Annotated in this window: 11 protein-coding genes; 7 read left to right on the top strand and 4 right to left on the bottom strand. The window is 72.7% G+C overall.

Annotation, left to right across the window (positions count from 1 at the left end):
• The first annotated feature begins 209 nt into the window (after positions 1-209).
• Positions 210-746: an HNH endonuclease gene (locus tag AB0E78_RS23955; protein ID WP_190080400.1), complete on the top strand. Its 537-nt coding sequence runs from the start codon at positions 210-212 to the stop codon at positions 744-746.
• A gap of 66 nt (positions 747-812) precedes the next feature.
• Here the strand turns inward: AB0E78_RS23955 and AB0E78_RS23950 are convergent, their stop codons facing one another.
• The 3 genes from AB0E78_RS23950 to AB0E78_RS23940 all read right to left on the bottom strand — a co-directional run bounded on the left by AB0E78_RS23950 (position 813) and on the right by AB0E78_RS23940 (position 5,665).
• Positions 813-1,268, bottom strand: coding sequence for a hypothetical protein (locus AB0E78_RS23950; RefSeq protein ID WP_361835941.1), 456 nt, complete (start codon positions 1,266-1,268; stop codon positions 813-815).
• The gene (locus tag AB0E78_RS23945; RefSeq protein ID WP_361835938.1) at positions 1,265-2,611 is read right to left on the bottom strand and encodes a hypothetical protein; all 1,347 of its coding nucleotides are present in this window, start codon (positions 2,609-2,611) and stop codon (positions 1,265-1,267) included. The genes AB0E78_RS23950 and AB0E78_RS23945 overlap by 4 nt, the downstream gene beginning before the upstream one ends.
• A gap of 102 nt (positions 2,612-2,713) precedes the next feature.
• Positions 2,714-5,665 (bottom strand): beta-N-acetylglucosaminidase domain-containing protein, encoded by a 2,952-nt coding sequence (locus tag AB0E78_RS23940; protein ID WP_361836761.1) that lies wholly within the window; start codon positions 5,663-5,665, stop codon positions 2,714-2,716.
• A 392-nt stretch (positions 5,666-6,057) separates the two neighbouring features.
• Between AB0E78_RS23940 and AB0E78_RS23935 the strand changes: the two genes are divergently transcribed.
• The 3 genes from AB0E78_RS23935 to AB0E78_RS23925 are packed head-to-tail and all read left to right on the top strand — an operon-like array spanning position 6,058 to position 8,825.
• A complete protein-coding gene (locus AB0E78_RS23935; RefSeq protein ID WP_361835935.1) occupies positions 6,058-6,294 on the top strand; it encodes a hypothetical protein in 237 nt (78 codons plus the stop codon).
• A gap of 39 nt (positions 6,295-6,333) precedes the next feature.
• Positions 6,334-8,565 (top strand): 4-alpha-glucanotransferase, encoded by a 2,232-nt coding sequence (gene malQ / locus AB0E78_RS23930; RefSeq protein ID WP_361836759.1) that lies wholly within the window; start codon positions 6,334-6,336, stop codon positions 8,563-8,565.
• A gap of 20 nt (positions 8,566-8,585) precedes the next feature.
• Entirely contained in the window at positions 8,586-8,825 is a 240-nt protein-coding gene (locus tag AB0E78_RS23925) for a hypothetical protein (RefSeq protein WP_361835932.1), read from the top strand.
• A gap of 150 nt (positions 8,826-8,975) precedes the next feature.
• Here the strand turns inward: AB0E78_RS23925 and AB0E78_RS23920 are convergent, their stop codons facing one another.
• Complete coding sequence (locus AB0E78_RS23920; protein ID WP_361835930.1) at positions 8,976-9,626, bottom strand: TetR family transcriptional regulator; 651 nt, start codon at positions 9,624-9,626, stop codon at positions 8,976-8,978.
• Between the two features lie 99 nt (positions 9,627-9,725).
• Here AB0E78_RS23920 and AB0E78_RS23915 point away from each other — a divergent pair, with 99 nt between their 5' ends.
• The 3 genes from AB0E78_RS23915 to AB0E78_RS23905 all read left to right on the top strand — a co-directional run bounded on the left by AB0E78_RS23915 (position 9,726) and on the right by AB0E78_RS23905 (position 13,459).
• On the top strand, positions 9,726-11,201 hold the full coding sequence (locus tag AB0E78_RS23915; protein ID WP_361835927.1) for an FAD-dependent monooxygenase: 1,476 nt from the start codon (positions 9,726-9,728) through the stop codon (positions 11,199-11,201).
• A 338-nt stretch (positions 11,202-11,539) separates the two neighbouring features.
• Positions 11,540-12,487, top strand: a complete 948-nt coding sequence (locus tag AB0E78_RS23910; protein WP_361836756.1) for an EamA family transporter — start codon at positions 11,540-11,542, stop codon at positions 12,485-12,487.
• A 51-nt stretch (positions 12,488-12,538) separates the two neighbouring features.
• Positions 12,539-13,459 (top strand): LysR family transcriptional regulator, encoded by a 921-nt coding sequence (locus tag AB0E78_RS23905; protein WP_361835924.1) that lies wholly within the window; start codon positions 12,539-12,541, stop codon positions 13,457-13,459.
• Positions 13,460-13,876: the final 417 nt, after the last annotated feature.

Raw genomic sequence — 13,876 nt, 5'->3', positions numbered from 1 at the left:
CACTAACGGGGCATTGTGTGTGGATCGTTGTGATGTTCGAGGGAGAGACAGTGCTCACCTGGGGAAGATGAGGGTGTAGCACATGTGTGGTCGAAAACACTCCGAGCCCGTTACCAGCTGATGGTGGCGCTTGGACCAGGCATGAGGGGAGACTGGCTACAGATCGTCCCGGCGCGAGCCACGCGCCGCCGGCGTAATAGGAGGCATCCGTGCCGCACGTCCTGGTCCTCAATGCGTCGTACGAGCCTCTGGGCGTCGTACCGCTCCGCCGCGCGCTCGTCCTCGTCCTGGAGAACAAGGCTCTCTGCCTCGAGGAATCCGGCGCCTTCATGCACAGCGCGACGCGCACTGTCCCCGCACCCAGCGTGGTCCGCCTCAAGCGGTTCGTCCGGGTCCCTTACAGGGGGCCCGTTCCTCTGACCAGGCGGGCGCTCTTCGCCCGCGACGGCGGTCGGTGCATGTACTGCGGTGGCGTCGCAACCAGCGTCGACCACGTCATTCCGAAGAGCCGTGGCGGTCAGCACGCCTGGGAGAACGTGGTGGCGTCCTGCCGCCGCTGCAACCACACCAAGGCGGACCGTCATCTCCTGGAGCTGGGGTGGCGCCTGCGTCACAAGCCCGCGCCGCCCTCGGGCCTCGCGTGGCGCATCATCGGGACCGGGCACAGGGATCCGCGCTGGCTGCCGTACTTGCAGCCGTTCGGCGCGGACGACGCGATGGCCCGGATCGACGGCATTTCCGCCTGAGAGATCCGGGCTTTTACGTGTGGCCGGGGCGGCCTCGCCAGCCCCGGCCTCCAGCCCCGGCTTCCCTCACCGGCCGTTGCGCCGCTGCACGGCCGTGATCACCGCTGCCAGCGCGGCGACACCGCCGCCGAGCAGACCGGCGCCCGCACTCGCCGAGCCGTGGTCGACGCAGTACTTGGCGATCCACAGGTAGCCGACGATCCCGCCCGCCCCGAGGGTCACGCCGGTCACCACGCCCGCCGCCCGGAACCACACGTTGACCAGGTCGAGGCGGCGGTTGTGCTCGGCGTCCCTGACCCGCTGGTCGACGAGCTTGTTCTTCATCTGGAATTCCTGCTCGACGAGCGAAAGCATCCGCTCGGCCGAATCGGACACCAGCTCGTTCCAGATCTTCATCTGCTCGCCGGACGGCAGCTCGCGGTACTCGCCGGTCGTCGCGGGCGGCGCCGCGGGCTCCGGGGACGTCTCCGGGGCCGGTGGGTCTTCCGGTTCCGGAGAGCGGGGTGGGACGGGGGCGGTCATGGAGTGGTCCCGTTGTCGTCGGGCGAAGGGGATGAGGAAGCGGCCGGGGACGGTGGCGGGTCCGGCGCCCGCATCTGGGGCACCGGCAGGCGGGCGTACAGGGCGTTCAGGGACCGCTCGACCGCGGCCCGGCTCTCCTCACGTGTGGGGCGCGCTGGGATCGGCTGCCGGGGGCGTCCGGTCGGCTGCGGCACCGGTCCTGGGAATCCCCATGCCGCCCACATGCCGTCCATGAAGGCCTGGCTGCGGGGTGCGGGGGACGACGCCTTGTCGGGCGGGCGGGCGCGGGTGGGCGGCGTCCGCAGCCGCGTGATGATCCCGATGACGGCGAGCACCGCCCACAGCCCGAGCAGCACCACCGCCGCCCACGTTCCCCGCATCGGCGGCAACGCCCGCAGCAGGGCGAAGAGACCGCCCGCGACGACCGCGACGGCCAGCAGCAGGAGGGCGAAGGGCGCGGCGGCGGAGAGGGCCGAGGCGGTGGACTCGCGGGCCTTGGTCAGGGCGGGGCGGGTGCGGTCGAGTGTGCGGTACAGGGCGGATGGTGTGGTGCTGCTGTGCCTGACGGCCGGCCTCCCGCCGCCGCGTCGTCCGCTCTCCGTCAGGCGTACGTCGCGGCCGTGCGCTTGTGCCAGGACCTGGGCCCGGGTGTGGGCGGCGAGCGTGCGCGTGGAGACCGGGCCGTCGGCGCCGAGCGCGTCGGCCAGGAACGGGCGGGGACGGGGGTCGGGGCGGGTGACGATCAGGGTGAAGTCGGCCAGGAGGCGCAGCCCCGCCACGTGGTCGTACAGGCTGCGGATCGTCCGTTCATGGGAGACGTCGGCCGACCAGTCCGGTTCAAGAACCATGACGATGTGCTGGGCCGGGGACATCCTGGCGGCTTCCGCCAGCTCGGAGACGGGCAGGCCGCCCCGGCCGGAGGCCCGACTGTAGGGGTCGCCGCTGCCCGCGGCGCCCGAGTAGTGGACGAGGAGCAGATCGCGGGCGTCGCGGATGACATCGTCGAACCTGCGCGCGCCTTCCGGCGAGGTGATGTCGAGCACAGCGACGCGGTCCGGTTCGGCGTGGAAGAGGCTGTCGGGCCAGCGGGTCAAGGCGTCCCGGAGGGCTCGTGTGGCAGGGGGAGGGCCGGACGGGCGCCGCCCGTGGTTCCGCCGGTTCCACTCGTACGGGTTGTGTTCACAGACGAGGGCATGTCCGGACTCCGGGTCGTACCCGTCGCAGTTCCGATCGCCGTCGCAGCCCGGGCGGCGGCGGTAGGCGTCCGGCCCGTCCGTATCGCCGTCGTACAGCAGAACGGCATACGAGAGCCGCGCATCCGGTCGGTGCGGCGGTAACCGCATGTCCGTCCTCCCCCCCCGGCCGACGAGGCCCCGCCTCCATCATCGCGTGCCGGGGCGCCCAACTGGCAAGACTCACAGGCAATTGGTTGACGACCCGCCCGGCTACGCCCCCTCCGCCACGGCGTACGCCTCCACCGACCAGAGTGAGTAGCCGAAGCGCGTGGCGCGCTTGTCGCCCTGGACGCGGATGTAGCGGGTGTCGCGGGCGTCCATGCGGACCGATTCGCGGCCGCCCTTGCCGTCCTTCACGGTCGCCGCCGTGCGCCAGGTCTTCCCGTCGGCGGACGTCTGCACGCGGTAGCCCGCCGCGTACGCGTCCTGCCAGCGCAGCACGACCTGGCCCAGCCTGACCGGCTCCTCGAGCTCCAGCTGCCACCAGGCGCCGTCCTCGACCGGCGAGGACCAGCGGGTCGAGGGGTCGCCGTCGTTCGCGCCGGACGCCGGGAAGTCCTTCGTCTCGTCGCCCGAGGACGAGGCCTTGGCGCCGCGCGCCAGGTCGGGGCCGTCCGTGCGCGGGTAGGCGCGGACCGAGACCGTGCGGGTGAGGCCGTCGAAGGAGACGGGGATCTCGTACGTCCCCGCGCGCGTGCCCGCCGGGACGGTGACGTCGACCGGGACGTCCACCTGTGTGCCGCGTGGCAGCGTCGAGTTCTCCGGGGTGCGCACCTCGATGCCCTTGGGGGCCTTCGCCGTGACCTTGCCCCGTACGTCGCCGGGGCGCAGGGACGTCAGCTTCGCGGTGATCCGCTGCGGGCCGCCGCCGATCTCCACGTCGGCCTCGGAGCGGGCCAGGGAGAAGCGGGCCTCGGGGGCGTCGGCGTACCAGGGGACCAGGTGGCGGACCGTGCCCTCGGTGAGCGTGACGCGGACGGCGTCGGCGCGCGGGCCGGCGCCCTTGGGCCTGGCCTCGGTGAAGCCCGTGGCGGAGAGGGCGCCGATGCGGCGCCAGCCCTCGCCGGGGACGTGCGCCTCGATGCTGCCCTTGGTGCCGGGGTCGGTCAGCGCCGTCACCGCCGTGAGGGGGCGGGCGCGGGGGACACGGACCGTCGCCCGGTCCGACGCCTGCGCGCTGTCGAGCCCCGCCCAGGCCTCGTACGCCTTCTGCGACCGTGTCAGGAAGGGGGCGAGGACGCCCTTGCCGACGGTCGCCCGGCCCGCCTTCAGGTCCTTCTGGAGACCCGTCAGGGTGCGTGAGGCGCGCCAGGCCGCCGCGCCGTCCCCCTCGGACTGCGCGCGCAGCATGTCGACCGCCGTCTCACCGGCCTCGCCGAAGCGCGCCAACTGCTCCACCCAGGGCCGCACCTCGGTGTCGACATCGCTGCCGGCGAGCCGCCGCGGAGCCTCCTTCATGACCGTGAAGGCGTCCCGCAGGTCCTGCGCCGACTTCTCGATGCGGGCCGTGTTCGTCGTCGTGCGCGCCCGCCAGAAGTCGTTCATGAGCGGGCGCAGATACGCCGATTCGTCGGCGCCGAGCACGGACGACGCGTCATTGCCCGCGAGGGCCCGCAGGGCGCCCCGCGCCTTCGCGTCGCCGCCCGAGAGGTCGTCGATCGCGGCGAGCCAGGACTCGTGCGGGCGGTAGGCGCGCGGGTTCCAGGCGTAGTCGGCGGCCGTGAAGAGGGGGATGCGGGACGCGGAGGGCTGCTCCATGGCGTTGCCGAGGAGCGCGGCCGAGCCGGTGGCGACGGCGGGCTCGCGGCCGGTGTAGGGGCCGAGGAAGATACGGTCCTGCGCGAAGTCGTTGACGGGGTAGTTGTCCATCGTCACGAGCGGATGCGAGCCGAACGCCTTGCGCGCGCCCGCCAGTTCACGCCCGGTGATGGTCCTGGGGACCACGCCGACGCCGGTCCACGCCACCTCGATGCCCTGGTGGAGGCGCTCCGCGATGGCGTCGCGGTACTCGGTGGAGCCGTCCTGGTAGTACTCCGTGGGCATCAGGGAGAGCGGCTTCGCGCCGGGGTGGCGCTCGGCCAGGTGCGCGGAGACGGCGTTGGCGACGCGGGACTGCGCCTTCGCGGCGGCCTCGGGCCCCGAACCGAAGGCGTCGGCGTCCGCGCCGCAGTGCCACTCGCTGTAGCTGACGTCCTGGAACTGCAGCTGGAACGCGCGTACGCCAAGGGCCCACATCGCGTCGATCTTGCGGTTCAGGGCCTTGATGTCCTTGTCGGACGACATGCACATCGCCTGGCCCGGGGCGACGGCCCAGGCGAGCGTCACGTGATTGCGCCGGGCCCGCTCGGCGAGGGCGCGGAAGTCGGCGCGCTGGTCGGCGGGGTACGGCTCGCGCCAGCGTGCCTGGCGGTACAGGTCGTCGCCGGGGGCGTAGAGATAGCGGTTCTGTTTCGTGCGCCCCATGAAGTCGATCTGGTCGAGGCGCTGTTCGCGGGTCCACGGGGTGCCGTAGAAACCCTCCGTCATGCCGCGGACCGCGGTGCCGGGCCAGTCGCGGATCTGGACTCCGGGGACGGTGGCCCGGCCGCCGGTGTTCTTGGTGATCAGCTGGCGCAGGGTCTGTACGCCGTGGAAGAGGCCGTCGTCGCCCGTGCCCGCCAGGGCGATGGTGTCCCGGCCGCCGATCCGGCCCACCGCGAGGCGGTAGCCGCCGGACGGGAGGTCACCGCGGGCGCGGGAGCCGAGGGTCCGCAGGGCCTGGTCGGCGCCGGTGCCGTCGGCGCGGACGACGAGGTTCCGGCCGCCGTCCGTCGTCTCGGTGGCCTCCGTGATCTCGGCGACCTCGGTGACCTTGTGGGCGCCCGCGTCGCGCAGCACGGCGTGGAGGGCGTCGATGGCGTACGGATCGGGGTTCTGGCCGGTGGCGAGGACGACCTCGTCCGTCACGGTGACCGTGGCCCCGGCCGTGGTCATCGACTGGGGGCGGGGCCAGACCGGGGGAAGCGAGCCGTCGCTCTCCCGGTCGTCGTCCGGGGAGGTGGCCGGGGTGCCGGGCTTTCCGGGGAGGCCGGGGGCGGCGACGGCGCCGGGGGCGCCACCGAGTGCGCCCGCGATGACGGCGATGGCGATGGCCGCCGCGCCCTTCCTGCGCCGCAGTTGCACGGCCCTCTCCTCGTTGTCCCTCGTGCTGCTGATCACGTTTGGTGCGTTGGTTGTCTCAGGGTGTCACTGAGCCCACCACTCGCGTGGTGGGGGTGTCAACGGGCGTGGGTGTTGTGGGGGTTTTCTTCCCTGTGACATGGCCCCGTCCGCCCTGCGGCGGGGACTGTTCGCCGTCAAACTCGTCGTGAAACCGAAAAGGGGCTGGAATGTATGGGCCGGATGCGGGCAGGGACGGTGAGGTACCGAAGGCGGGGAGAAGGAAGATCTTGCGTCCAGACCCCCACTCAGGGAAACGAATGTGAGCACGCGCACGTTCATACAACGGATATGTCTGCGATCCCGTGCACTGGGTAGGGCTGCCGAAGACCTGCCCCCTGACAATGGAGCCCTACGTGCCCGCTTCCGCGAATCTTCTTCTCTCCGCCCTCTCCAAACAGGTGTCCGGCCCGGACTCGGGTCTCGACGGCTCCTGCTCCTGCGGCTGCTTCGAGCCGCCCCTGACCAGTGAGCCCCCGCTGGCCGACGCCGCCCCCCTGACCAGCGAGCCTCCCCTCGCCGACGCCGCTCCGCTGACCAGCGAGCCGACCTCCACCGGCACCGCGTCGGGCCTGGCCTACATGGGGGTCTAGGTGGCCCCACCCGGAGCGACCGGACCCGTCACCGGCCCCATCACCGGGCCCACCGCCCCCACCGGACTTTCCCGCCTCGCCGCCCTGCACGGCGTGGCTACCTCTTACTCCCCGTCCCCGGACCGCACGGTTCCGGCCACCGACGCCGCGGTGATCGCTGCCCTGGCCGCCCTCGACGTGGACGCGAGCACTCCCGAGGCGGTGCGGCGCGCCCTCACGGCCCGCGAGGCGGTGCCGAGCGCCCGCCTGCTGCCGCCGACACTGGTGATGTGGCGGGGCGGCGCTTCTGACCTGGGTGCTGCTCCTGGCCCCTCCTCCGACCCGGGCCCCGCCCCTGAGGCGCCCCCGCCCTGGGCCGGGCTGCCGCCGGGCACCCGTGTGCGCGTCGAGACGGAGCAGGGGGAGCGGCTGGAGTGGGAGCTGCCGGGCGGACAGGGCGAGTCACCGCGAGACGGCGGAGAGACGGGACCAGGAGCGGCGACAGAGCCAGGAGCGGCGGCGCCGACCCTGCCGCTGGGCGTCCACGGACTCCGGGTCGAGACCCCGGACGACCGCACCGCCACCGCCCATCTCATCGTCGCCCCGCACCGCTTGCCGCCCCCGCGCGCGAAGACGTACGGACTCCTCGTCCAGCTCTACTCCCTCCTCTCCCGCCGCTCCTGGGGCATGGGCGACCTCGGTGACCTCGCCGAGGTCGCGGCCTGGTCCGGGCGGGCCCTGGGTGCGGGATTCGTACAGGTCAACCCCTTGCACGCGGCGGTGCCGAAGCCTTCGGACGGGGCGTCCGACCCCTCCCCGTACCGCCCGTCGTCGCGCCGCTTCCCCGACCCCGTCCACCTCCGTGTCGAGGACGTCCCCGAGTACGCCCACCTGGACGGCGCGGCCCGCGACCTGGCCGCCGATCTCACCCGGCGGGCCGCCGCGCTCCGTGAATCGGTCCTCCAGCAGGGCCAGTTGATCGACCGTGACGCGGTCTGGGAACTCAAGCTCCAAGCCCTGGAGCTGATCCGCGAGGTCCCGCTGGGCCCCGGACGGCGCGCCGCCTACAACGACTTCCTCGCCGAGCACGGAACGGACCTGGAGGACCACGCCACTTGGTACGCGCTCGCCGAGCGGTACGGCCCCGACTGGCACGCCTGGCCCGCGCCGCTGCGTGACCCCGCGTCCCCCGAATCCGCCCGCGCCCGCCGCGAGTTGATGGACCGCGTGGACTTCCACTGCCGTCTGGCCTGGCTCACCGACGCCCAGCTCGCGGCCGCCCAGCGCTCCGCGCGGGACGCGGGCATGGACATCGGCCTCGTGCACGACCTCGCGGTCGGCGTCCACCCGGCCGGAGCCGACGCGTGGGCGCAGCGGCGGCACTTCGCCGCGGGCATGTCGGTGGGCGCACCGCCGGACGCGTTCAACGCGCGCGGCCAGGACTGGGGCCTCCCGCCCTGGCGCCCGGACCGCCTCGCCGAGTCCGGATACGCCCCGTACCGCGCCCTCCTGCGTGGACTGCTCCGGCATGCGGGCGCGATCCGCATCGACCACGTCATGGGGCTCTTCCGGCTCTGGTGGATCCCGGAGGGCCGCGCGCCCACCGAGGGAACGTATGTCCATTACGACGCCGACGCGATGCTCGCCGTCCTCGCCCTGGAGGCGCACCGCGCGGGCGCCCTCGTCATCGGCGAGGACCTCGGCACCGTCGAGCCCGGCGTCCGCGAGGCCCTGCAGCGCCGGGGTGTGCTCGGCACCTCCGTGCTCTGGTTCGAGCGGGACTGGGCCGGCACGGGGCGGCCGCTGCCGCCCGAGCGGTGGCGCGCGGACTGCCTGGCCACCGCCACCACCCACGACCTGCCGTCCACGGCCGCCCGCATCACCGGCGAACACGTCCAGCTCCGCGACAGGCTCGGCCTGTTGACCCGCCCCGTGGCCGTGGAGCAGGCCGAGGCGGCGGCCGACGTGTCGGAGTGGCTGGCGCTGCTCTCCCGCCTCGGGATGCTGCCCGGCGGCGGCGGACACGAGCAGGAGGAGATCCGCGCCGTCCACCGCTTCCTGCTCGCCACCCCGGCGCGCATGACCGGCATCTGGCTGCCGGACGCGCTCGGCGACCGCCGCCCGCAGAACCTCCCCGGCACCTGGGACCAGTACCCCAACTGGCGGCTGCCGATCGCCGACGCCGCGGGCCGCCCCGTCACCCTGGAGGAACTCGCCGCGTCACCCCGCGTGCACGCGTTCATGGACGTGTTCCGCACCCGTACGGCACCCCCGGGCGCGCGGCCGGTTTAGCAGTTCGCTACGTTGGCACCGTGGACAAGAAGAACGCCCTGCGCGCCGGCGCCCTGGCTTCCGGTACGACGCTGATGATGCTGCTCATGTCGTCCCCCGCGCTCGCGCTCACGCGCGACGACGGCGACGACCCGGGTCCCGGCCTGAGTGTGATCGAGACGCTCGGCCTCTATGTCGCGGCGCCCATCGTGCTGTTCCTGGTGATCGCGGGTCTCGTCATGGTCGGTGACAAGTCCCGCAAGCAGGAGAAGAAGGTCTGACGTCAAGGCCTGAAGCCACTTCGCTTTCCGAGTCCCTTCGTGGGGGCTCTTCCGTAGGGGCTCTTCGCCGGTACGCGCATGCACCCATGCGTACGCCGACGAAGGGCCCCTACGTATGTCCCGGTCGGGTGCGGTGGGGGCGTTCGTATCTCACGGCCGCTCGGCCGTGAGATACCGCTGTACCGTCGGCCCGACCCAGTCCGCCATCTCCTGGACGGACAGCGCGACCGCGGGCGGGAACCGCAGCACATAGCGGGTCAGCGCCATGCCGAGGATCTGCGAGGCGCAGAGCCCGGCCCGCGTCGGGGCCTCGGCGGGATCGGGGCAGACGCGGCGCGCGACCGGCAGCAGCTGGTCCCTGAAGATGCCCTGCATGCGCTCGGCGCCCGCCGTGTTCGTGATGCCGACCCTGAGCATCGCGGTCAGCACCCCGTCCTTCTCCCAGACGTCCAGGAAGTGCGTCACCAGGGCGCGCCCGACGGCCTCGTGCGGCACCTCGGTGAGATCGGGCAGCCGCAGATCGATGGAGCAGGCCGCGGCGAACAGCCCCTCCTTGTTGCCGTAATAGCGCATCACCATCGACGGATCGATCCGCGCGTCCTTGGCGATGGCGCGGATGGTGGCCCGTTCGTAGCCGTCGGCGGCGAACCGCTCGCGAGCGGCGGCGAGGATCGCGCCTCGGGTCGCGTCGGAGCGGCGGGGCGGCGCCGCGGCCGCTGCTTCGGCCAGGGCGTCGGGCGTGGCCCCAGGCGTGGCCTCGGGCACGGCCTCGTTCACTGGATCGGGTGCACTTTCGGTCATGCCAACAAGCGTAGGCCAACATGTGTTGACAGTCCATGAGGACGGTCCTACGTTGGCCAACAAGCGTTGACCAACAGCTGTTGGCACAAGGAGGCCGTCATGAACGGAACACAGGACACGACCGGCACCGCGGGCCCCGCTGTGATCGTCGTCGGCTCCGGCCCCACCGGGCTGCTGCTCGCCGGTGACCTGGCCGCCGCGGGTACCCCCGTCACCCTGCTCGAAAAGCGGCCGCACGAGATCAGCAACCTCTCGCGCGCCCTGGTGCTGCACGCCCGCACCCTCGAACAGCTCGACGCGCGCGGCCTCGCCGACGAACTGGAGGCCAAGGGCAGGACGCTCGACCGGCTGCGTCTCTTCGCCCACCTCGACGTCGGCCTCGACAAGCTGCACTCGCGCTACAACCACCTCCTGGTCCTGCCGCAGTACGAGGTGGAGCGCGTCCTGGAGCGACGGGCGATCGAGGCCGGTGTCGACTTCCAGTACGAGAGCGAGGTCACCGGACTCACTCAGGACGCGGACGGCGTGAGCCTCGAAGTCCGGGGCCCCGACGGCGGTTCGAGCACGCGACGGGCCGCGTACGTCGTCGGCGCGGACGGGCTGCACAGTCCGGTCCGCAAGGCCGTCGGCCTGCCCTTCCCCGGCAAGTCCGCCATCCGCTCCCTCGTGCTCGCCGACGTGAAGCTCGCCGAGAAGCCCGCATCGGTCCTCACGGTGAACGCCGCCGGGGACGCCTTCGCCTTCATCGCGCCCTTCGCCGACGGCTATTACCGCATCATCGGCTGGAACCGCGCGCACAACGTGCCCGACAGCGAGCCCCTCGACCTCGCGGAGGTCAAGGAGATCACCCGGCTCGCGCTCGGCCACGACTACGGCATGCACGACGCCCGCTGGATGTCCCGCTTCCACAGCGACGAGCGCCAGGCGCCCGCGTACCGGGTCGGCCGGGTCTTCCTCGCCGGGGACGCCGCGCACGTCCACACCCCGGCGGGCGCGCAGGGCATGAACACCGGCCTCCAGGATGCCGTGAACCTGAGCTGGAAACTGGCGGCGGCGGTCGGCGGCCGGGCTCCGGAGGGCCTGTTGGACACCTACCAGTCCGAGCGGCACCCCATCGGCAAGGCGGTCCTGCGCAGCAGCGGCGGGATCGTGCGGCTCGCGATGGTCAAGCGCCCGTGGTCGCGGGCGGGCCGCGCCGTGCTCGCGTCCTTCATCGGCGCCGTGCCCCCGGTCCGCGACAGGGCGATCGGCCAGATCACCGGCATCGGCTACAGCTACCCCGCCCCGAAGGGCGCCCACCGCCTGACCGGTCACCGCGCTCCCGACATCGCACTCAAGGAGGGACGGCTGTACGAGGCCCTGCGCGAGGGCAGGTTCGTGCTGATCACTCCTCAGGGCGCGGACGCGGACACGGTGGTGGAAAGCGACGCGGGGCGTGCCGTCGTCACCCACTGGACGAGCGGGCGGCGTACGACCGTCCTCGTCCGCCCTGACGGGTACGTGGCGTGGGCGGCGGACGAGGCGGACGCGGGGGCGGTGCGGGGGGCGCTCGCGGAGTGGGGGGTGGCGGCGTGACGGGGCCGGGCCGAGCGTGATGGTCCGCTCCGTCGATCGTTCAGTTCACCTTCAAAGATATCTCGAAAAGATTCGATGGACCTGATGGGTGTTGGGGTGCGACGGTAGCCCCGCAGCCAACCAAGAAGAGATCAGCCAAGAGATCCCCGCCGGGTGGTGACCACCTCGGCGGGGTTCGTGTTTTCCCGGGACGACCTTGTGAACCGGGAGAGAGACAAGGGATATCAGTGACTGTCCTGGACCGGACGACCCCCACCCGCACCGCGTCGACGGCGACGACCGACTCGCCCGTATCGGCGTCGCCGGCGCCGAGCAAGGCGCAGGGGGCCGCGCGCCCCATCGGCCTCGGTCTCGCTCTCGCGGCGCTCGCCACGGTCGTCTGGTCGGGCAGCTTCGTCACCTCGCGGGCCCTGGCCGACAGCGTGCCGCCCGTCCAGCACGCGTTCTGGCGGTGGATCATCGCGATCGTGGCCGTGGCGCCGTTCGCGGCACGCCAGGCGTGGCGGCAGCGGGCCGTGCTCCGAAAGCACATCCGCTTCCTGCTGCTCGCCTCGCTGCTCGGCGTCACCATCTACAACACCCTGGTCAACCAGGCGGGCGTCACCACCACCGCGGGCAACATGGGCATGATCATGGCCGCGTCGCCGGTCCTGATGGCGGTGTACGAGCGCCTCGGCGGCGCGCGGCTCGGCGCGCGCCGGGTGACGGGCATGCTGATCGCCTGCGCGGGCGTCCTGGTCCTGGTGTCCGGGGGATCGCTCTCCATGGACTTCGCGGTGGGCGACCTGTGGGTGATCGCGGGGGCCGTGTCCTTCGGTTCGTACAGCGCGCTGCTCAAGCGGAAGCCGGCCGAGATCGGCGGACTGCCGTTCCTCTTCGCGACGTTCACGCTGGGTGCGCTGATGCTGCTTCCGGTGTTCGTGGCGAGCTTCGTGATCCAGGGCGGCTTCGAGCCGACCGTCGGGACGGTCTCGCCGCTCCTGTACGTCGGTGTCGTCTCGTCCGCGATCGCCTTCTTCGCCTGGAACAAGGCGATCTCGATCATCGGCGCTGCCCGTGCCGGGGTCATCTACTACCTCCAGCCGGTGTGCGTCGCGCTGCTCTCCTTCGCGGTGCTCGGCGAGGCGATGGGGTGGCTGCGGGTGATGTGCATGGCGCTGATCCTGGGCGGGGTGGTGCTGGGTTCGGCGCGCGCGAAGTCCCCCGCGAAGTCCCCCGCGAAGTCCCCCGCCAAGTCCCCCACGAAGTCCCCCGCGAAGTCCCCCGCCAAGTCCCCCGCGAAGTAGGGGGCGCGTCCTGTGGGATCACCTCCTGTGACCAGTCGGTACGTTGACTCCATGAGCGAGTGGGACATCAAGAAGCTGCAGATCCTGCGTACGTTGAGTGAGCGGGGCACGGTTACGGCGACGGCGCGGACGCTGCGGATGACGCCGTCGGCGGTGTCGCAGCAGCTGTCCAACCTCGCGAAGCAGCTGGGGGTGCCGCTGCTCGAGGCGCACGGGCGGCGGGTCCGCCTGACGGACGCGGCGCACCTCGTACTGCGGCACGCGGAGGCGGTTTTCGCCCAACTGGAGCGTGCGGACGCGGAGTTGGCGGCGTACGCGCAGGGTGAGGCGGGGGAGGTGCGGGTCGGCGCCTTCTCGACGGCGGTGCCCGCGCTCGTCGTCCCCGCGGTGCGGGAGCTGCGGGCGGCGGCGCCGGGGATCTCGGTGCGGGTCCGTGAGGTGGAGGCGGCGGAGGCGTACGAGCTGCTGGCCGCGGGGGAGGTGGACGTGGCGCTCTCCCTGGCGGTGCAGGCGCCGGCCTCGGCGGACACGGACTCCCGCTTCACCCGGGAGTCACTCCTGGCCGACCCGCTGGACGTGGCGCTGCCGGTGGACCACGCGCTGGCGGCCTCGGAGGGGCTTCGGCTGGCGGATCTGGCCCGGGAGCCGTGGATCTTCGGGGGCAGTGGGCCTTGGTCGGAGATCACGCGGGCGGCGTGCGAGGGGGCGGGGTTCACGCCTGAGCAGGCGCATTCCGCCTCCGGCTGGACGGCGATCCTCGCCATGGTGGAGGCGGGGATGGGGGTCGCTCTCGTCCCGCGGATGGCGGCGGTGCGCCGGGACGGGGTGGTGATGCGGGCGCTGTCCGCGGATCGGCCTCGGCGGCATGTGGTGGCTGCGGTGCGGAGGGGGGCGGCGGGGGGTGCGGCGGTCAGCAGGGTCTTGTCGGCACTCCGCGACGCGGTCCCTGAGCGGGGGCCGGACCCGACCTAGGGGCCACCCCTGCTTCCGGGGGCCCGTCCTCTCCCCTCCGGGGGGGGCGAGCCCCTTCCCCTCCCGCCCTGGCCGCGCTGCGCGCGAATCTCTCCCGCCCACCCACCCACCCGATTGCCCCGCAGCGGCCAGGTACCGAGTCGTTCGTGTGCGGGCCGCGTCTGCTCTGGCCGCGCTGCGCGCGATGCTTTCCCGCCCGCCCACCCGATTGCCCCGCAGCGGTCAGGTGCCGCGTCGTTTGGCTGCGGGCGTTGCCGCTCTAGTCGCGCTGCGTGCAAATTTCTCCCACCCGCCCACCCTGTAGCTGCGGGGTAATCGGGTGGGTGGGCGGGAAAAATTCGCGCGCAGCGCGGGATGGCTCGTGGGGGGGGGGGCGGGGGTGGGTTGGGGGCGGCGGGCGGGGGGCCGCGCGGGCCC

Source organism: Streptomyces sp. NPDC032198 (assembly GCF_040636975.1).
Classification (GTDB): Bacteria; Actinomycetota; Actinomycetes; order Streptomycetales; family Streptomycetaceae; genus Streptomyces.
Note: the sequence above shows the minus strand (reverse complement) of the source record. Positions and strands in the feature narration are given on the sequence as shown.